The 18,679-nt window shown below is 66.3% G+C and carries 15 protein-coding genes and 2 pseudogenes; 10 read left to right on the forward strand and 7 right to left on the reverse strand.

What is annotated here, in order from left to right; translation table 11 throughout:
• Window positions 1-140: 140 nt before the first annotated feature.
• A complete protein-coding gene (locus ACVWZ8_RS04910) occupies window positions 141-1,565 on the reverse strand; it encodes an MFS transporter (RefSeq protein ID WP_456503981.1) in 1,425 nt (474 codons plus the stop codon).
• A 257-nt stretch (window positions 1,566-1,822) separates the two neighbouring features.
• Here ACVWZ8_RS04910 and ACVWZ8_RS04915 point away from each other — a divergent pair, with 257 nt between their 5' ends.
• From ACVWZ8_RS04915 to ACVWZ8_RS04925, 3 genes are read left to right on the forward strand one after another with little or no spacing between them, the layout of a single operon-like run.
• On the forward strand, window positions 1,823-2,491 hold the full coding sequence (locus ACVWZ8_RS04915) for a response regulator transcription factor (RefSeq protein ID WP_426975927.1): 669 nt from the start codon (window positions 1,823-1,825) through the stop codon (window positions 2,489-2,491).
• Window positions 2,488-3,924: a sensor histidine kinase gene (locus tag ACVWZ8_RS04920; RefSeq protein WP_426975926.1), complete on the forward strand. Its 1,437-nt coding sequence runs from the start codon at window positions 2,488-2,490 to the stop codon at window positions 3,922-3,924. The genes ACVWZ8_RS04915 and ACVWZ8_RS04920 overlap by 4 nt, the downstream gene beginning before the upstream one ends.
• Window positions 3,917-4,936 (forward strand): TAXI family TRAP transporter solute-binding subunit, encoded by a 1,020-nt coding sequence (locus ACVWZ8_RS04925; RefSeq protein WP_456503982.1) that lies wholly within the window; start codon window positions 3,917-3,919, stop codon window positions 4,934-4,936. Before ACVWZ8_RS04920 ends, ACVWZ8_RS04925 begins: the two co-directional genes overlap by 8 nt.
• A 78-nt stretch (window positions 4,937-5,014) precedes the next feature.
• Here the strand turns inward: ACVWZ8_RS04925 and ACVWZ8_RS04930 are convergent, their stop codons facing one another.
• The 3 genes from ACVWZ8_RS04930 to ACVWZ8_RS04940 all read right to left on the reverse strand — a co-directional run bounded on the left by ACVWZ8_RS04930 (window position 5,015) and on the right by ACVWZ8_RS04940 (window position 9,871).
• Entirely contained in the window at window positions 5,015-6,280 is a 1,266-nt protein-coding gene (locus ACVWZ8_RS04930) for a serpin family protein (protein WP_456505907.1), read from the reverse strand.
• Between the two features lie 215 nt (window positions 6,281-6,495).
• Window positions 6,496-8,244, reverse strand: coding sequence for a pyruvate dehydrogenase (locus ACVWZ8_RS04935; protein ID WP_456503983.1), 1,749 nt, complete (start codon window positions 8,242-8,244; stop codon window positions 6,496-6,498).
• 115 nt (window positions 8,245-8,359) lie between these two features.
• Window positions 8,360-9,871, reverse strand: a complete 1,512-nt coding sequence (locus ACVWZ8_RS04940) for a helix-turn-helix domain-containing protein (protein WP_456503984.1) — start codon at window positions 9,869-9,871, stop codon at window positions 8,360-8,362.
• Between the two features lie 143 nt (window positions 9,872-10,014).
• Here ACVWZ8_RS04940 and aceA point away from each other — a divergent pair, with 143 nt between their 5' ends.
• Both aceA and aceB read left to right on the forward strand, forming a co-directional pair.
• Window positions 10,015-11,346 (forward strand): isocitrate lyase, encoded by a 1,332-nt coding sequence (gene aceA, locus ACVWZ8_RS04945; protein ID WP_456503985.1) that lies wholly within the window; start codon window positions 10,015-10,017, stop codon window positions 11,344-11,346.
• Between the two features lie 213 nt (window positions 11,347-11,559).
• A complete protein-coding gene (aceB, locus tag ACVWZ8_RS04950) occupies window positions 11,560-13,224 on the forward strand; it encodes a malate synthase A (protein WP_456503986.1) in 1,665 nt (554 codons plus the stop codon).
• A 206-nt stretch (window positions 13,225-13,430) separates the two neighbouring features.
• Here aceB and ACVWZ8_RS04955 read toward each other — a convergent pair whose 3' ends face one another.
• The gene (locus ACVWZ8_RS04955; protein ID WP_456503987.1) at window positions 13,431-14,624 is read right to left on the reverse strand and encodes an MFS transporter; all 1,194 of its coding nucleotides are present in this window, start codon (window positions 14,622-14,624) and stop codon (window positions 13,431-13,433) included.
• A gap of 98 nt (window positions 14,625-14,722) precedes the next feature.
• Here ACVWZ8_RS04955 and ACVWZ8_RS04960 point away from each other — a divergent pair.
• The 4 genes and pseudogenes from ACVWZ8_RS04960 to ACVWZ8_RS04975 all read left to right on the forward strand — a co-directional run.
• Window positions 14,723-14,908 (forward strand): annotated as a pseudogene (locus ACVWZ8_RS04960) (sugar phosphate isomerase/epimerase); the annotation flags it as partial.
• A pseudogene (locus ACVWZ8_RS04965) lies at window positions 14,907-14,999 on the forward strand (GNAT family N-acetyltransferase); the annotation flags it as partial. The pseudogenes ACVWZ8_RS04960 and ACVWZ8_RS04965, both read left to right, overlap by 2 nt.
• Window positions 15,000-15,090: 91 nt before the next feature.
• Window positions 15,091-15,810 carry a DsbA family oxidoreductase gene (locus ACVWZ8_RS04970; RefSeq protein ID WP_456503988.1) on the forward strand — a complete coding sequence of 240 codons (720 nt, stop codon included), beginning with the start codon at window positions 15,091-15,093 and terminating at the stop codon, window positions 15,808-15,810.
• A 158-nt stretch (window positions 15,811-15,968) separates the two neighbouring features.
• Complete coding sequence (locus ACVWZ8_RS04975) at window positions 15,969-16,607, forward strand: TetR/AcrR family transcriptional regulator (protein WP_426975918.1); 639 nt, start codon at window positions 15,969-15,971, stop codon at window positions 16,605-16,607.
• Here ACVWZ8_RS04975 and ACVWZ8_RS04980 read toward each other — a convergent pair.
• Both ACVWZ8_RS04980 and ACVWZ8_RS04985 read right to left on the reverse strand, forming a co-directional pair.
• Window positions 16,604-17,281 (reverse strand): LytR C-terminal domain-containing protein, encoded by a 678-nt coding sequence (locus ACVWZ8_RS04980; protein ID WP_426975917.1) that lies wholly within the window; start codon window positions 17,279-17,281, stop codon window positions 16,604-16,606. The genes ACVWZ8_RS04975 and ACVWZ8_RS04980 overlap by 4 nt on opposite strands.
• Window positions 17,274-17,573, reverse strand: coding sequence for a type II toxin-antitoxin system VapB family antitoxin (locus tag ACVWZ8_RS04985; RefSeq protein ID WP_426975916.1), 300 nt, complete (start codon window positions 17,571-17,573; stop codon window positions 17,274-17,276). The genes ACVWZ8_RS04980 and ACVWZ8_RS04985 overlap by 8 nt, the downstream gene beginning before the upstream one ends.
• A 179-nt stretch (window positions 17,574-17,752) precedes the next feature.
• Between ACVWZ8_RS04985 and ACVWZ8_RS04990 the strand changes: the two genes are divergently transcribed.
• Complete coding sequence (locus ACVWZ8_RS04990; RefSeq protein WP_456503989.1) at window positions 17,753-18,667, forward strand: hypothetical protein; 915 nt, start codon at window positions 17,753-17,755, stop codon at window positions 18,665-18,667.
• Window positions 18,668-18,679 lie beyond the last annotated feature (12 nt).

Here is an 18,679-nt window from a genome sequence, read left to right on the forward strand (position 1 = left end):
CGGGAACCGCCCTCCATTCTCTCACCCGGAGGAACACCGACGCCCCGGCCCTAACGACGACGGCGGGCCGCTGGCTCCCGGAACTGACGTTCCGTAGCCGGCGACCCGCCGTCGTACCATCCGCCGAAACGGACTGCGGTTTAGCGGTGCGAGGCGTCGACGAGATCCCTGTCGTCGTCCTTGGGGCCGTCGCCCGGCACAGCGGGGCCGGCAGTGGTCTCCCAGGCGTGGCCCTGTTCGTGGTCCAGGTGCGTGGACTTCTTGTTCTTCAGCGCGAAGATGTAGACCACCAGCGAGATCGCGATGGCCACGGTGACGTACGTGAAGAACAGGTCCACGCGCTCGGCCTTCTGGAACGCGGCACCCAGCAGCGGAACCGTCCCGCCGAAGAGCGAGTTGGCAATGGCGTAGCCCAGGCCCACGCCGAGGGCGCGGATCGATGCCGGGAACAGTTCGGCCTTGACGAGCGCGTTGATGGAGGTGTAGCCGCCCACGATCAGCAGGCCTCCCATCATGAGCAGGAACGCAGTGAACGGGTCCTTGGTCCCGGACAGTGCGTTCAGCAGGGGCCAGGTGAACAGCACACCGGTGATGCCGAACCAGAGCAGGAGGGGTTTGCGCCCGACCTTGTCGGAGATGATGCCGTAGACCGGCTGGAGCAGCATGAAGATGAACAGCGCCCAGAAGTTGATCACCGAGGTGTCGGTCTTGGCGATGCCGGACGTATCGTTCATGAACTTCAGGATGAAGTTGGTGTAGGTGTAGAACGCGACGGTGCCGCCAAGGGTGACGCCGATGCAGATCAGCAGCGGCTTCCAGTACTGGGTGAACAGCAGCTTCATGGTGCCGGGCTGAGCAACGCCGGCCGTGACCGGCGCCTTGGCGGCCTCGACCTGCTCGGCCGAAACGGTCTCTTCCATTGAGCGCCGCAGCCACAGGACCACGAGCGCGGCCACGCCGCCGATCGCGAACGGGATGCGCCAGCCCCATTCGGTCAGGGTCGATTTGTCCATGGTGTTCTGCAGAATGACGAGGACCAGCAGGGCCATCATCTGGCCGCCGATCAGGGTGACGTACTGGAAGCTGGAGAAGAAGCCGCGGCGTTTGGAGGTGGCCGCCTCGGACATGTAGGTGGCGCTGGTGCCGTACTCGCCGCCCACGGAGAAGCCCTGGATCAGACGCACCAGGATCATCAGGAGCAGAGCCCAGACGCCGATCTGCTGCGTCGTCGGCAGCAAGGCGATGGCGAACGAACCGGCGGACATCGTCGTCACGCTGAGCGTCAGCGCGGCCTTGCGTCCCTTGCGGTCGGCGTAGCGGCCGAAGAACCAGGCGCCGACCGGCCGCATCAGGAACGACGTCGAGAAGACGGCCATAGCCTCGAGACCGGCCTGGAGCTCGTCCTTGGAGTTGAAGAAGTGCGACTGGAAATATGCCGCGAAGACTGTGTAAACGTAGAGGTCGTACCACTCCACAAGGTTGCCGGCAGATCCCTTGAGGATGTTGCTTACGGCCTTGCGGGTCTGTGCTGCCTCAGTCTGGGGCATGGCTTGCTGGGTGCTCATCGCTGAACCTTCCTAGGCTGCGGCAGCACGGGTTCCTGGCTTACTTTCTTGCTGTCCATGGCCACATTGCCCATGGTTCCTCCTCGACGTTGACGGTCCCCCTCACACGCCGAGGGCCACATCCAAACTATGCGTGATCCACGGCACATCCAACGTGGGAGGGCATTTCCTAACACTTCCTTAGGTTTCGCCGGGAGAATGGGTAATCTCCAAAGCGGGCAGATGCAGGTGCCCACTCAGCGAAAAGGGACCAAGCCATGGAGTTGCTCATCGTCGAGGACGACGACGCCATGGCGTCTGCCCTCGCCGCCGCCGTCGTGACCGCGGGACACAACCCCACCAGGGTTGCCCGCGGGGCTGACGCCCTGCTGGTCCACCGGAAGTTCGAGGTGATCCTGCTGGACCTGGGGCTGCCGGACATTGACGGCCTCGACGTACTGCGGAAGCTCCGCCAAGTCACACCCGTTCCGATCCTCATCCTCACCGCCCGCGACGACGAGCGCAGCGTGGTGCTTGGCCTGCGGTCCGGAGCGGACGACTACCTCGTCAAGCCTGTGAAACTCGTTGAGCTGCTCGCCCGCATCGAAGCCGTCACCAGGCGTGCAGGCCGTCACAGCGGCACGCGGCAGCGGAGCGTCGTGCTGGGGGATCTTGAGATCGACCTTGAGAGGCGCGTGGCGGCCCTCCGATCTCAGGTGCTGCCCTTGACGGCCACCGAGTTCGACCTGCTCTCGCTTTTAGCCAGTCATGCTGGTTCGGTCGTGACCCGCGAACAGATCCTGGACGCGCTGTGGGGGGATGCTTTCGTCGCCTCCTCCCGGGCCCTTGACGTGCACCTGACGGGGCTGCGGGCAAAGCTCCAATTGCCAGGCTTCATCATCAACGTCCGCGGTGTCGGCTACCGGATCGAGGCGGACCCGGCGTGAAACTCCGTGTCCTCGGCATCCTGAGTGTGCTGGCCGTTCTCATGGTGATCATCGCCTCCAACGCCATCTTGACGTCCGCCGGCCGGGAACTGACCCAGGAACTCCAGATCAACCGCGTTGCTTCGCTCAACCGGCTCGCGCAGGTGGCGTTCGACGCTGCGACGGCCGGAGAATCCACACAACTGCAGACGGAGATGGACAGATACTCGGAGTTGTACGGGGAGGGAGTCCTGATCCGCCTCCAGCAGAACACCCTGCGTTCCGGCGGCCTGAGCGAGGACAGGGCAGACGTCCGCGATGCAGTGGCCAGGGCGAACCTGAACCTCAGCGACACCACGCTCACCCCGCTGCAGCCCTTCGGATCAGGTTCCGAGGTGATCTCCCGCTCCTTCGGCAGCGCCAGCCAGGTTCTAGGCGAGGCAGTCCTCGAGGTCAACCTGGATGCGGCCCGGCAGAAACTGCGGGAACGGTGGCTCGTGGTCGGGTTGGCGGCCGCGGCCCTGGCTGCGGTGCTCCTCCTGGGCGCTGCCCGGGTAACCCGGTGGGTGCTGCGCCCGGTGCATCGCCTGAATTCGGCGGTCACGGAGCTTGAGGCAACAGGCCGGACTGGTCAGCTTCCGGAGGACGGGCCGCCGGAACTGCGGGAACTGAGCCGTTCGTTCACCACGATGGCGCGGACCGTCAGCGACAGCATCGATTCCCAGCGGCAACTGATAGCGGACACATCGCACGAGCTGCGCAATCCCGTGGGCGCACTGCGGCTGAGGTTCGATTTGCTGCAGCTGGAACTGCAGACCGCCCGGGAACACGACGCGGCAGCCGCGGTGCTGGCCGAACTCGAACGTGTGGAAGAGATCCTGGACGGAGTATTGAGGTTGGCGGCAGCTGAGCACCGGGCGTTTGAAGACTCTGCCAGGGGTCCGCTGGGCACCCCTTCGCGCGGCGTGCAGGCTCCCCTTGACCCCTACCCGATCCTGCAGGAAGAAGCCGAACGGGCAGGACCTGCCGCCCGGCGCAGCGGAGCATCGATCCTGCTGGAAAATCCGCCCGAACCGGCCGTGCACATCGCCTGCAACGCCGCGGAACTGGCCCAGATGGTGGGAGAACTCATCAACAATGCCATCAAATACGCAGCTGGTGCCCACATCTCGGTTGCTGCCCGTGTGCGCCAAGGCGCGGTGGCCATCGAAGTGTCCGACGATGGTCCCGGGCTTTCCGCGGAGGAACGGACAGCGGCCACAAGCCGGTTCTGGCGGTCCCCCCGGCACCGGGAGATCCGCGGCAACGGCCTGGGCATGACCATTGTGGACAAGCTGGCGGGGGCCAACGGTGGCCGCCTGCTGCTCGCGGACGCCTCGCCGCATGGCCTGATCGCGCGCATCGAGTTTCCACATGCCGCGGCTGTGCACGGGCAGGCGGCTCCGCATGCCTGACGTGATGGGAGCGCGAGCCCTTCCCCCGCGGCGGACCGTCCTCCAAGCCGGCCTGGCCGCCGGGTTGTCCGGCATCCTTCTGCCGGTCCTTAGCGCGTGCACGCCCGCGGACCGTCCGGGCGCTGTCACCGTCGCCGGCGGTGAGCCCGGAGGCTTCTATCTAGAGTTCGCCACCCTGCTGGCGGAGTCCCTCCAGCGACATGGTGTGGCCGGCCAGGCCACGGCGCTGACCACTGGCGGCAGCCTGGATAACCTCGAATATCTACTGACCGGCAAAGCGACCTTCGCCGTCGCGCTGGCAGACTCGGCGTCCCAGCGCGCAGGGGCGGGCGACCCGCCCGCCGTCGAAATTTCCGCCGTCGGAAAGGTGTACGAAAACTACGTCCACTGCGTCATCCGGAAGAACAGCGGCATCCGGGACATTGCCGGGCTTGCCGGCAGGACCGTGGCTGTCGGCGAGCCTGGCTCGGGGACGTCGCTGACCACTCCCCGCCTGATCGAGGCTGCCGAGCTCAGCTCCACTGCTTCTGGTGCGGACCCGGTTGCGACCGAAAAGGCCGTTACAGTGCTGAACCTCGGGCTCAACGAGGGCCTCGCGGCTCTGCAGGATGAATCAGTGGAAGCGCTGTTCTGGTCCGGCGGCGTGCCTACCGCTGCAATTGCCGCCGCGCACCATGACGTCGGGCTGGGATTCCTCGATCTCTCCCCGCTGCTTCCGGCGTTGCGCGCCAAGTACGGCGTTTTCTACGACCGGGTGCTGATCCCGGAAGGTGCCTACGAGGGCATTCCGGCCGTCTGGACGGTGGGCGTGGCGAATCTGCTCCTGTGCCGGAACGATCTGGATGGCCGAACGGTGAAGCGGACTGTCGAACTGCTGGTGGGACACGCCGAGGAACTCATCCCGCGCTCCAGCCTGGGGGTCCAGTTCCTGAGCCCGGAATCACTTATCAACACCGCGGGCTTACCCCTGCACCCCGCCGCGGCCGCCGCCTATCGTGACCTGCATGGCTAGGACAATGGCAGGGGGTGACATGACTTCAGTTGCCTCAAACAACCCTTCTGCCGTCACAACCGGTAACTTTCCCGGCGCTCACCTGGGGTCGGCCACCTTCCCCATGAACAGCGGCAGGCCTGTTTCGCTGTGCACGACCTGGTAGTGGAACGGCCGGTCGAATTCGATGGTGCGCTCCGGCAGGGGCTGGGCACTGGAAACCGCGCCGTTGATCTGGGTGACGGCCGCAGCCACCGTGCCCTTTTCGGCGACGGTGATGTTGGCCCCCTGGGCGGCCTGCGTGAGCATCATTTTCGGTTGGATGGCGTCGAAGTCCTCGGTGGTGGTGAGCGTCTTAGGCAATCCCAACGAACCGAGCACCCTGCGCAGGTCGAAGCTGCATTTGTGGTCCCACCGGGGCAGCTGGATCTGCACCGTCTCCAGCGGTGCGGCGTCGAAGGCATCAGCGATTTGCGCCAGCTTTTCCGACTCCAGTGTCGGGTCCCCGGCGCCGGCCGCACCGGCGTCGGGCAGTACCAGCCGCATCACAAAGCCCTCCGCGTACGGCAGATCCACCCCGCGCCAGTCCGGACCCTCCGCGTATTTCATTTTCAGCTCGTTGTGCATGGTGGGAGCGATGATTTCCTCACCGTCGGCTTTGGTGAACGGCAAGTCCGAGGTGTTGTCCGGATCAAAAGGGGCACGCCAGGCGGCCGCGAAGTACAGCGCATTGAGCAGGCTGAAGGTGTTGCTGGGATCGTACTTTGCCGGCGATTCCTTAATCCGCCCTCCCGTATTCCTGTCAACCCACGCATCAATCGCCGGCTTGGTGGTGCGCTCATCCCGGAAGTCCACCGGGTACACACCGGTTCCGAAATGCCTGGCCAAGGTACGCAGGTACTCCGGACCGGTCGTCACTTGCTTGTCCACAAACAGTCCGTTCGCCGCGTGCATCACCGGCTTCCGCGGCGGGTTCTTCTCATCCACGGAGCCGGGATCGCCGTCGAACGATTCGAGGGACGCGAGCAGCGCGTTCATGGCTTCGTCGCGGCGTTCCAACGGGAGCTTCAGCACGCCGTCCAACTCTGCGGCCGTTCCCCCCGAGGCGCCGGCCCGCAGCATCGCCAAGGCAATCAGCAGGCTTCCCGGCGAGGAGACGACGTTTCCGGTGGAACCGTCACCGCCGTCGGACAGGAGCGCCGCTCCGAGCTTCAGCGCGGACAACCGGAGTGCCTTCAGTTCAGCTCGGTAAGCGGCGCCGTCGACCGAGATCCGCTCGACGCCGTCGGCCTTCAAGAGCCCGGGCACCGGGGGCGAACACGCAGTGAGCGCCACAATGGTCCCTGCCACCACAATTCCGGCCATGCGATGATGCTTCATTGCCACCCCTCGGACAGGTCTGCCAATTGGAATGGCGGGGATCCGCCTCTGCCCAGTCAACCAGCCGTGGCTGAACCTAACCATGCCTGTCGCGTCACGGTTTGCCGTCATTTTGGCGACGACACGGACCCCCGAGCCCATGGCAACGCCCAGCGGCCCTGACGTCCGGCTCGCCGGATCCTGGCTCGCTGGATCCTGGCTCAACGCCGCGGGATGTTGCGCAGGTTGCTCCGCGCCATGCTGACCGCCTCGCCGGCTCCCCTGTTGAGCACTACCTTGGACATCGCGGTCGCGAAACCCAGGATCTGGGAGCCCTTGATTTTCGGCGGGATGGAAAGCGCCTTGGGATCCGTGATCAGTTCCACCAGCGACGGGCCGGGGTGGGCGAAGGCTTCCCGGTAAGCGTCCTCGATCTTGGCCGGGTCGGTGACGCGGACGGCGTGGAACCCCAGTGCCCGGGCCACGGCGGCATAGTTGGCGTCCGGGACGTCCACACCGAAATCAGGGAGCCCGTCCACCAGCATTTCCAGTTTGACCATTCCCAGCGTTGAGTTGTTGAATACCACAACGTTCACGGGCAGCCGGTGGGCAGCGACGGTGATCAGCTCCCCCAGCAGCATCGACAGGTCCCCGTCGCCCGATACGGAAACGACCTGCCGCCCAGGGTAAGCAAGCTGGGCGCCGATCGCATGGGGCAGTGCGTTGGCCATGGACCCGTGCAGGTACGACCCGATCAATCTGCGGGTGCCGAGCGGGTTGATGTATCGTGCGGTCCAGACGTTGCAAATGCCGGTGTCGGCGGTGAAGATTGCGTCCGTCGCCGCAACCTGGTCAAGCAGTGAGGCGGCGTACTCGGGGTGGATGGGCTCGGTTTTTTCCACTTTTCGGGTGTAAGCGCCCACGGCCTTGTTCATCAGCCTGTCGTGCTTCTTGAGCATCTGATCGAGGAAGCGGCTGCTTTTTTTCGCCTGGAGCAAGGGCATCAGCGTTGCGAGCGTGGGGAGGACATCGCCATGAACGGCGATGTCGACATCCGTCCGCCGGCCCAGTTTCTGCGCGGCACAGTCCACTTGGACGGTCCGGGATGCGGGGAGGAACTGGTCGTAGGGAAAATCGGTTCCCAGCAGAATCAGCAGATCCGCATCCTCAATCCCTTCAGCCGCGGCACCGTAACCCAACAGGCCCGTCATGCCGATGTCATAGGGATTCTCGTACTGCATGAAATCCTTGCCGCGCAGCGAGTGCCCGATCGGCGCCTTGATCAGCTCGGCCAGGGCAATGACTTCGTCGTGGGCACCCTGCACTCCGGCCCCGGCGAAGATGGCGACCTTGCCGGCCGCATTGATTGCATCGGCCAACTGCCGGACGCTGCCCGGCGCCGGCACCAGGCTGGCAGGCGCAAACGCGGCGGGAAGAGGGGTCTCGGCCGCTGCTTCCAGCCCGGCGATGTCCCCCGGCAAGGTGACGACGGCGACTCCGCGGAGCGCGACGGCGTGCTGGATGGCGCTGTGCATCACCCGCGGAGCTTGTTCGGCCGTGCTGATCAGTTCGGAGCAGACCGAGCATTCGTTGAAGAGCCTGTCCGGGTGCGTTTCCTGGAAGTAGCTGCTGCCGATCTGTTTGCTGGGAATATGTGAGGCAATCGCCACCACGGGCGCCCCGGAGCGGTTGGCGTCGTAGAGCCCGTTGATCAGATGCAGATTCCCGGGTCCGCACGAGCCGGCGCACACCGCGAGGCGGCCGGTCAGCTGTGCTTCCGCCGCGGCCGCGAACGCCGCAGCCTCTTCGTGCCGCACATGGATCCAGTCAATGCCGCCCTTGGCAGAGCCGCCAATCTTCCGGACGGCGTCGACAATCGGGTTCAGGCTGTCCCCGACGATGCCGTAGATCCGCTGCACTCCGGCGGCCTGAAGCTGTTCGATGAGCTGGGTTGCAAGTTCCTTGGCCATGGCTGGGCGCTCCCGCAGTCGAATCCATTAGCTGACACGGCCAATATAGTCCGCCCAGCTTCCGGCCGCCGCCCGGGAATCCTCCGTCGGAAGAGCTGAGGGAGGAACAGCCCGGTCAGTTCCCGGAGTGGGCCTGCAGGAAGGAGTACACCTCGGTCTCGTCCACGCCGGGGAACGCGCCTGGCGGCATCGCGGCGAGCAGGTGCGAACGCGCCCGCGCCGAGGGCCAGGCGTTGCCGGCCCACTCCGAAGCCAGGGCCGCCGGCGGCCGCTTGCAGCAGTTCTCGTCCGGGCAGGTCGACTTGGACCGCTCCGTGGTGTCACGCCCCCTGAACCACTTCACCTGGGCGTACGGCACGCCAACGGACAGTGAGAACTCACCGCTTGCGGAGCGTTCTGTCCGTGCCGTGCACCAGTACGTCCCGGCCGGGGTATCCGTGTACTGGTTGTACGCGCTGAACTTGTCCGCGACATCGAACACCACCCGGCTGGTCCAGTTCCGGCACGAAAACTGGCCCTCGATGGCGCCCGTATGGTCCTGCGGGAACGTCACGCCGTCGTTCTCGTAGGCCTTGTAGATGATGCCGCTCTTGTGCGTCTTCTGGAAGTGCGTGCGGATGTCCAGATGCTGGGTGGCTAGGTTGGTGAAACGGTGCGCGGCGGTCTCGTAGGACACGGCGAAGGCGTCCCGGATGTCCTCGACGGCGATTTCCTTGGCCTGCTTGGCCTTCTGCAGGAATTCCACGGTGGCCTGCTCCGGCAGCATAAGCGCCGCGGCGAAGTAGTTCGTGGCCACCCGCTGCATCAGGAAATCGCCGTAGTTGTGGGGGGTCTGGTGGCCCAGGACGTAGTGCCCCAGAGCCTGCAGCAGCACCGAACGGGGGTCGTGTTCGCTGCGGACATTCTGGGTCAGATAAATTCGGTGGTTCTTAAGATCGGTCACCGAACGGGTGGAATGCGGGAGGTCGCCCACGTGGTGGAGGCTGAAACCGAGGTGCCCGGCGATGTCCGCGATGACGTGATGGGACAGCGGGCCGCTGGTGTGCCCCACGGAGGCGAGGACCTTCTGCGCCTCCGCCTCATACTCCGGGAAGTAGTTGTTCCGCTCGCGCATCATGGCACGCAGTTCCCCGTTCGCGCGGCGGGCCTCTTCCGGCGTCGCGACCTGCTCGTTCAAGCGCCGCTCCAGCTCATGCTGCAACCCCACCATCGACTCCAGCACATCCATCGGCAGCCGCGAGCTAATGCGGATTTTGGGCAGCTTCAGGGACTCGTAGATCGGGCTGCGCTGGTAGCGTTCCAGCTCGATCTCCAGGGCCGCGCGGCGGTTGGGCGGCTCCGCGCCAAGCAGCTCATCGATGCTGACCCCGAGGGCGGCCGCAAGCTGCTGCAGCAGGCCGAGCTTGGGCTCCCGCTTGCCGTTTTCGATCAGGCTCAGCTGGCTCGGGGCGGTGCCGACGGCGGCACTCAGGTCATCGAGGGTGAGGCCCGCCGCCTTGCGCAGGTGGCGGACGCGGCGGCCCATGCTGATGACATCCACCTCCGGCGCTGCGGGGGCGGAGGGTGAAGTGGCTTGTCGGTTCCAGCTGCTTGAGTGCATTTCTTGAGGATACGCGAAGAAGTGCATTTCTTTCCACCCTTTTAGTCTAGAAACCCCCTTGAAAGTGCAGAAAAGTAGATCTCACGGAAAGATTCACTATCCGGGAACAAGCAGCCAGGATCTGCAGAGACGCAGACTGGCCGGCCCCGGGCACAACCAAGGAGACAACGATGACTGCAGCATTTGAGCCCACCCAGCAGACGCCCGAAGAGCAGGCCGCCGCCCTGGAGCTCGAGTGGGCTGCCAACCCGCGCTGGGAAGGTGTCACCCGGGATTACAAGGCTTCCGACGTCGTCCGCCTCCGCGGCCGCGTCTCCGAAGAACACACGCTGGCCCGCCGCGGCTCCGAGAAGCTGTGGAAGCAGCTCACCGAGGAGCACAAGGAAGGCACGTACACCAACGCCCTCGGCGCCCTGACCGGCAACCAGGCCGTGCAGCAGGTCAAGGCCGGGCTCCGCGCCATCTACCTCTCCGGCTGGCAGGTCGCCGCGGATGCCAACAACTCCGGCCACACGTACCCGGACCAGTCGCTCTACCCGGCCAACTCCGTGCCGACGGTGGTCCGCCGGATCAACAACGCCCTGCTCCGCGCCGACCAGATCGAGTTCTCCGAAGGCATCCAGACCGTCGAGGACTGGATGGTGCCGATCGTCGCCGACGCAGAGGCCGGCTTCGGCGGCCCGCTGAACGCCTACGAGCTGATGAAGTCCATGATCCAGGCCGGCGCCTCGGGCGTGCACTGGGAAGACCAGCTCGCCTCGGAGAAGAAGTGCGGCCACCTCGGCGGCAAGGTCCTGATCCCCAGCCAGCAGCACGTCCGCACCCTGAACGCCGCCCGCCTGGCCGCCGACGTCGCCGGCACCCCGTCCGTCATCATCGCCCGCACCGACGCCGAGGCAGCCACCCTGATCACCTCCGACGTCGACCCGCGGGACCAGGAGTTCATCCTCCGCGAAGGGGGACAGCCGGTCCGCACCGCGGAGGGCTTCTACAAGGTCCGCAACGGGATCGAACCGTGCATCGCCCGCGCCAAGGCCTACGCCCCGTACTCGGACCTCATCTGGATGGAGACGGGCACCCCGGACCTGGAGCTGGCCCGCAAGTTCGCCGAGGCCGTCAAGGCCGAGTTCCCGGACCAGATGCTCTCCTACAACTGCTCGCCGTCGTTCAACTGGAAGAAGCACCTCGACGACGCCACGATCGCGAAGTTCCAGCGCGAACTCGGCGCCATGGGTTTCACCTTCCAGTTCATCACCCTGGCCGGTTTCCACGCCCTCAACTACTCGATGTTCGACCTCGCCCACGGGTACGCCCGGGAAGGCATGAGCGCCTACGTCGAGCTGCAGGAGAAGGAATTCGCCTCCGAGTCCCGCGGCTACACCGCGACCAAGCACCAGCGCGAAGTCGGCACCGGTTACTTCGACGACATCGCTACCGCGCTCAACCCGAACGCATCCACCTTGGCTCTCGTGGGATCCACAGAAGAGGGCCAGTTCCACTAACACTTACGACGGCGGCGGTTGCGTACGGCCTTCGGTCCGGCATTGCTCTGCCTGCTATTCCCCATTGCCGCCTCTGCTTCGTTCGACTCCGCGAGGCGGCAATGGGGCCCCTTTTACGCAGGCTCCCGCAATACCGGCACCTTCGGCCTCGTGGGCACCGCACCTGACGCACGGCCCGCCGTCGAACATTTGCTTCTCCAAGGAGAGATTGAAATGAACAGCTTCACTGACAACTTCACCATCAACGGGGTTACGTTGACCGCGCAGCCGATTTGCCGGCAGAGCGAGGTGCTTACTCCGGACGCCCTGGCCTTTGTTGCCGCGTTGCACCGGGCCACGGCGGGCCGGCGGCTGGAACTGCTGCAGGCACGGCAGGAGCGCCGACAGCAGATCAGCAAGGGCCAGGACCCGCGCTTCCTGCGCGAGACCGAGTCCGTGCGCAACGATCCGGACTGGCGCGTCGCTCCCCCGGCTCCGGGCCTGGAGGACCGCCGCGTGGAAATCACCGGCCCGGTGGATAAGAAGATGACCATCAACGCGCTGAATTCCGGCGCCAAGGTGTGGCTTGCGGACATGGAAGACTCCTCCACGCCGTCCTGGCGCAATGTCATCCAAGGCCAGCTGAACCTCACGGATGCGCTGGAACGCCGGATCGACTTCACTTCCCCGGAGGGCAAGGAGTACAGGCTGCGCCCCGCCGAGGACCTGCCCACGATCGTGGTCCGTCCCCGCGGCTGGCACCTGCCGGAAAAGCACATGCTCATCGATGGCACCCCGATCGCCGGCGGAATCGTGGACTTCGGACTGCACTTCTTCCACAACGCACGCCGCCTGATCGCCCAGGGCAAGGGCCCGTACTTCTACCTGCCGAAGATCGAAAACCACCTCGAGGCCCGGCTCTGGAACGACATCTTCGTCCTGGCGCAGGACCTGCTGGGCATCCCGCAAGGCACCATCCGCGCCACGGTGCTGATCGAGACCATCACCGCCGCGTTCGAAATGGAGGAGATCCTCTACGAGCTGCGCGATCACGCCGCGGGCCTGAACGCCGGCCGCTGGGACTACATCTTCTCCGTGATCAAGAACTTCCGCACCCGCGGGCCCCGGTTCGTCCTGCCGGACCGCGGCCAGGTCACCATGACGCAGCCGTTCATGCGCGCCTACACCGAACAGCTGGTCCGGGCCTGCCACAAGCGCGGCGCCATGGCGATCGGCGGGATGGCCGCGGCCGTCCCCAACCGCAAGGACCCGGAAGCCAACGCGAGCGCCTTCGAGAAGGTCCGTGCGGACAAGACCCGCGAGGCCGGCGACGGCTTTGACGGATCCTGGGTGGCGCACCCGGACCTCGTTCCGGTGTGCCGCGAGGTGTTCGACGGCGTCCTCGGCGAGCGCCCGAACCAGCTGGACCGCTTCCGCGAGGACGTCACCCCCGACGACCGCGCCCTGCTCGACATCGCCGCCACCAGCGGCACCATCACCGAACAGGGCATCCGGAACAACATCGAGGTCGGCATCCGCTACATCGAGTCCTGGCTGCGCGGCAACGGCGCCGTCGCCATCCACAACCTGATGGAGGACGCCGCCACCGCGGAGATCTCCCGCTCGCAGCTGTGGCAGTGGATCTTCGCCCGCGCCATCACGGACACGGGCGAGGTCATCACCCGTGAGTGGGTGGAGGACATGCTGGACGAGGAGTTCGTCAGGCTGGAACGCTTCGAAGGGGACCGCTTCGCCGACGCGCGGGACATCTTCGAGGAAGTCACGCTCAGCACCGAGTTCCCGGCGTTCCTGACGCTGCCGGCCTACGACCGCTTCCTGCATGAAGCGCGCGACGGCGGTGACGTCACCGCCGGGGCCCCCGCGCTCGTCGCGGCTTAGGGCCGGATACGGGCAACAGGTCCGTAGCGCACAGATTTCCGTCCGCCGGGCCGCCACGCCCTTCGCAACAGGCACCCCGAGATCCGGGGCGGCAGCCCGGCGACGGAACACCCCCTCGCTCGACAACGGCGTCGAACGGACACTTGAGGCCCGCGTTTTACACAAACGTGGGCCTCAAGTGTCCGTTCGGGCGTCGGAGCGGCCAGTCAGTGGACCTTGGGGACGTGGCGCAGGGACAGTGCGGTGCCGAGGATGAAGACGCCCACCGAGCCGAGGACCATCAGCAGCGGGCCGGCCCAGGAGTCCGAGACGCCGTGCACGTAGCCCAGCAGGGTCGGCGCCAGGGCTCCGAGGCAGTAGCCGGCGCCCTGCACGACGGCGGACATCCGCCCCGCCGAGGCCTGGTCCCGGGCCAACCGGATGATGGCGATGAAGATCAGGGTGATGCCGCCACCCTGGGCCACCCCGCCGAACGAGGACCACAGCCACCACAGCTCCGGGGCCAGCAGCAAGCCCACGGGCACCGTAAGCCACAACAGCCCCAAGGTGAGGCCGACCGTCGTCGTACTGGCAAAGCGGGCTGCGAACGGAACACCCAGGCTGCCGGCGATGGCGAGGATCTGGAACAGTGATGACCCCGCACCAGCGGCGGCCGGCGTCATGCCGAGTTCGTCGGCGAGGAGGCTCGGCAGCCAGGCGGTCACGCCGTAGTAGGAAAAGGCCTGCCCGGCGAACCCGGCGGTCAGGCCGACGGTGATCCAGCGCGACGCCGGTTTGGTGGCCGTGCGATCAGGCTTTGATCCGGGAACGGCTTCGGGGCGGAGGGCCCGGCTGCCGAAGGCGAGCACCCAGACCAAGGACGCCGCGAGCGCGAAGAGTCCGCAGGCCGCCAGCGCCGGCCGCCAACCCAGCAGTTCGGCCAGTGGCGCGGTCACCACGGAGGTCACGAAGGAGCCGACGTTCAGCGCGGCGGTGTAGATGCCCATGGCCGTGCCTTGCCGGGCGGGGGCGAAGTCGCGCCGGATGATCAGGGGGACGGCGATGTTGCCCACCGTGATGGCGATGCCGAGGATCACCGTGCCGACCATGACGAGGCCGCCGCCGCCCGCGGACCGCACAATCACGCCCAGCAGCACGCCCAGCAGGGTAAGGGTGATGGCGACTTCGGCGCCCATCTTGCGGCCGGCGAGGGAAGCCAGCGGCGCGGCGAGGGCGAAGCAGAGCACCGGGATGCCGGTCAGGAAACCCAGTTCCACGGGCGAGAAGCCCAGCTCCGCCTGCATCAGCCCGACCACCGGCGCCACCGCCACCAGCGGACCGCGCATGTTCAGCGCGATGAGCCCGATGGCGGCAAGCAGGAGCCAGCCGCGCGGCACCCTGGAGAGAATATTCGCCGTCATAGGAAGTGTCCGTCTCTTGGGCGTGCTTGGCCACAAATCAGGTTTATGGATTGAGATCCTTACCCGTCATTGCTATCACGGCGTAGCTGGGTTACCCGAAAGCGCTCGGCGCCGGCTACCAGGACCTCGCCGACGGCTGGAACCCGATCCTGGACGTTTTCGATGAATGCGGGGTCCGCTTCGCCCACGAAGTCCACCCCTCCGAAATCGCCTACGACTCCTGGTCCACCGTCCGCACCCTCGAGGCGATCGGCCAGCGGCCGGCGTTCGGGCTGAACTGGGAAATCCGGCTTCCGCACGGTCGGGACCAAGTCCTTCAACCTGGGCAACACGGTGGAAAACGACTTCGTCATGGAGCGCGCGGTCACGCCCTGAGCAGTGCCGGCGCCAGGGTACGGGCACGTCCGTGACCGAAGTGACAACCCCTCCGGGGAATGCGGTTGCCACCCGCGCGGTTGTGGCCAGCATGAAGATTGAGATCTGGTCCGATGTGGCCTGCCCCTGGTGCTACATCGGCAAGCGCCGCTTTGAAACCGCCCTGGCCGCTTTCCCGCACCGCGATTCGGTGGAGGTGAAATGGCGCAGCTACCAGCTGGACCCCACTCTCCCCGAACACTACGACGGCACTGAACTGGAGTACCTGAGCACGCGCAAGGGCATGGCACCGGACCAGATCTCGCAGATGTTCGAGCACGTGGCGGCCCAGGCCAAAGGCGAGGGCCTCAACTACCGCTTCGACGACGTCGTCGTGGCCAACAGCTTCACCGCCCACCGCCTGATCCACCTCGCGGCCGCCCGCGGCAAGCAGGACGCCGCGAAGGAACGGCTGCTCAGCGACCATTTCGAGCACGGCAAGGACATCGGCAACGAGGAGTACCTCACGTCCCTGGGACTGGACCTCGGGATCGACGCCGGCGAACTGACCGAGCTGTTCAGCACCGACAAGTACGCCGACGACGTCCGGCTGGACTTTGAGGAGGGCCGCGCACTGGGCATCAACGGCGTCCCGTTCTTCGTGATCGACCGGACGTTCGGGCTCTCCGGCGCCCAGCCTGCGGAGACCTTCACCGCGGCACTCGAACAGGCGTGGCAGGAAAGCAACCCTCTCGTGATGGTCAACGCCACCGGCGACGGCACGGTCGACGGTGCCGGAGATGCCTGCGGACCGGACGGGTGCGCTGTCTAGCCCAACGTCCGTACCCTGGACCTCCGCCACCCCCTCCCCCACCCCGCCCCCGCGCGAGCGGACACTTGGCGCCCCGAAATCGCGGTTTTGTGGGCGCGAAGTGTCCGTTCGCGCCGGGAAACCGGAGCTTTGGTGACAGATCGCGCTAAAGTGTCCGTATGCCCAGGATTTCGGCCGCGAGCAACGCCGCCCAACGTGCCGAGACCCAACGCCGCATCCTAACCGCGTTCGGCGAACTGCTGTTCACCCACGGGCTGCCCGGCCTGACCATGACGGATGTGGCCCGGCACGCGCGGATCGGCCGTACCGCCGTCTACAACTACTACGCGGACATCGAAGAGCTCCTGATCGCATACGCCCTGGACGAGACCGAACGGTTCCTCCTGGACCTCCGGGACTCGCTGGACTCGCTGGAAAACCCGGTGGAGCGGCTGGCACTCTATGTGCGCGCCCAGGTCGAGGACCTCAGCCGCCGGCATCTCCCGCCCGGTCCGGCCATGGGCGCGGTGCTTTCGCCTGCGTCCTTCGCGAAGCTGGCGGACCATGTGGGCGAGCTCAGCGTGCTGCTGCAGGGCATCCTGCGCGACGGTATGGCCCAGGGCTACCTGCCCCGGGCGGACATCGCCCAGCTCGCGCAGCTCATCCACGGCACGCTCTCTTCAAGTGCGGCCCGGGGCGACGGCGCAGGCCAGGACCCCGACGCCGAGGCGCGGATTGCGCGGACGGTCCGGTTTATCCAGTTGGGCGCCGGCGCCCGGTTCGACGACGCCGGCAGGGCCGTGCGCGTCAGTCGCTAGCCGGTGGACGGCGGCGCAGTCGGCATGATCGGGACGGCGGAGTCGTCGACGATCCGCCGCTCCTCCCGCGGGCAGCTGAGCTTTCCCGGCGTCTGGTCCACCAGCTCCGGACCGGTCAGCTCCTTGTAGTCCCCGGTAAGGATGACGTCGACGCTCGGGTCCGTGCGGTCGTCCTGGACGTAGTCCGAGCCCGGGACGTTGCGCTGGACACTGAAGGCAGCCGACTGGCCCGCCGCGCCGGAGACGATCAGTGCCACGCCGCGGTAGCTTGACGCAGTGTTGCCCACCGCCCCCACGATAAAGTGACGGGCGGCAAACGCGTCCGCCACGCTCTGTGCCAGACCGGGACGGTTGGTGGAGTTGAAAACGTTAAGAGTGATCTTGTCCGGCGGCGTGTAGTCATACGTTGCTTCCGGGCACAGCCGAGTGGCAGCGCGGCTGCGCTCCGCCGTCGGAACCTTGATCTGGCCGTTCATGATCGCCAGGGCGACAACGATCGCCGCAGCAATGAGGCCGACCAGCAGCACCAGGACGACGCCATGCAGAATGCGGCGGCGCAGCCGGACGGGGTTGTCCGGCGCGTCGTCCTCTTCGACGAAGGTGGCCCGGAGTTCGGAACCACTGACGACTCGGTGCCCGTGCAGGGCGGTGACGTCCTTCGGCTTTCTAGCCATTAATCACCAGGACGCGCGCGTGGATGGCGGTGCGCTGGTGAAGGGCGGTGCGCACGGCCCGGTGCAGGCCGTCCTCCAGGTACAGGACGCCCTGGAACTCAACAACGTGCGGAAACAGATCGCCGAAGAAGGTTGAATCCTCCGCCAGCAGGGCTTCAAGGTCCAGTGTCTGCTTGGTGGTCACCAGCTCGTCCAGCCGGACCGGCCGCGGCGGCAGAGCCGCCCATTCCTTGGGCGTGTTGTAACCATGGTCGGGGTACGGGCGTCCCTCGCCCACAGCTTTGAATATCACCCTGCCAGCCTAGGGAACTTGGGCGGACAAAGGAATCCAAGACCACCGCAGGCGTGAGGTTGTAGCCAAACGGTAACCATTTGTCACACCGGCGGCGCCTGGTTGTCACGGGCCACACCATCCAGTCGCCCGGGTCAACCGCGAATGCCAAGGGGCCCAACGGCTGACAGAATGGGTGCATGACTGCACTTCAGACGCCGGCCGCCCCCTCGCCGTCGACTCCCCCGCTGGCCCTGCTGCTCGACGTCGACGGGCCCGTGGCGAGCCCTGTGACGCGCGACGTGCAGCCGGGGATTATTGCGGACATGCTCGCGCTGGCGGCAGCGGGCATCCCGGTCATCTTCAACACGGGGCGCTCGGATGCCTTCATCCGTGAGCAGGTGATGGAGCCGATGATCGCCGCCGGGATGGCGGCAGGGACCGTCATCCACGCGATCTGCGAGAAGGGCGCAGTGTGGTTCAGCTACACCGCGGAAGGCCCCGGACCCGTACACGTGGACCGGGAACTCGCCATGCCGCAGGCCTTAGGCGACGATGTGCGCCGTCTCGTGGCCGAGGATTATTCCGCCCACATGTTCTTCGATGAAACCAAGCGGGCCATGGTGTCCGTGGAGCAGCACGTCGCCGTCGCCAATTCCGATTACCGCGCCGAGCAGGAGCTTTTCGACGCCGATGCCATGGCGTTGATGGGGCGGCACGGTCTCGGGGTTGTGCGGCTTGACCACCACGCACCCAACTCGGACGACCAGATCGACTACCGCGTGGATCCCACCATCATTTCCACGGACATTGAGTCTGTTCGGTTGGGCAAGGACCTGGGCGCGAGCCGTGCCGTGGAACTGCTCGCAGCCCAAGGCATCACACCGCAGGCCTGGCGCACGGTGGGCGACTCCCGCACCGACTACGCCATGGCCGATTGGCTGCACCACAACGACCATCCGGTGAAGCACGTGGATGTGCGCCCGGCCGACGGTGTTCCGGTGAAGCCCTATGAGGTGCTCACCGCGGCGGATCTGGGGCTGGGCGGGGACGTCATCCACGACGACGCCGGGGCGGCCTTCCTGCGCAGCTGGCGGTCCGCCCTCATCGGCTGAGTCTGCGCTTGC

The sequence above is a fragment of the Arthrobacter sp. UYCu723 genome (assembly GCF_054059215.1).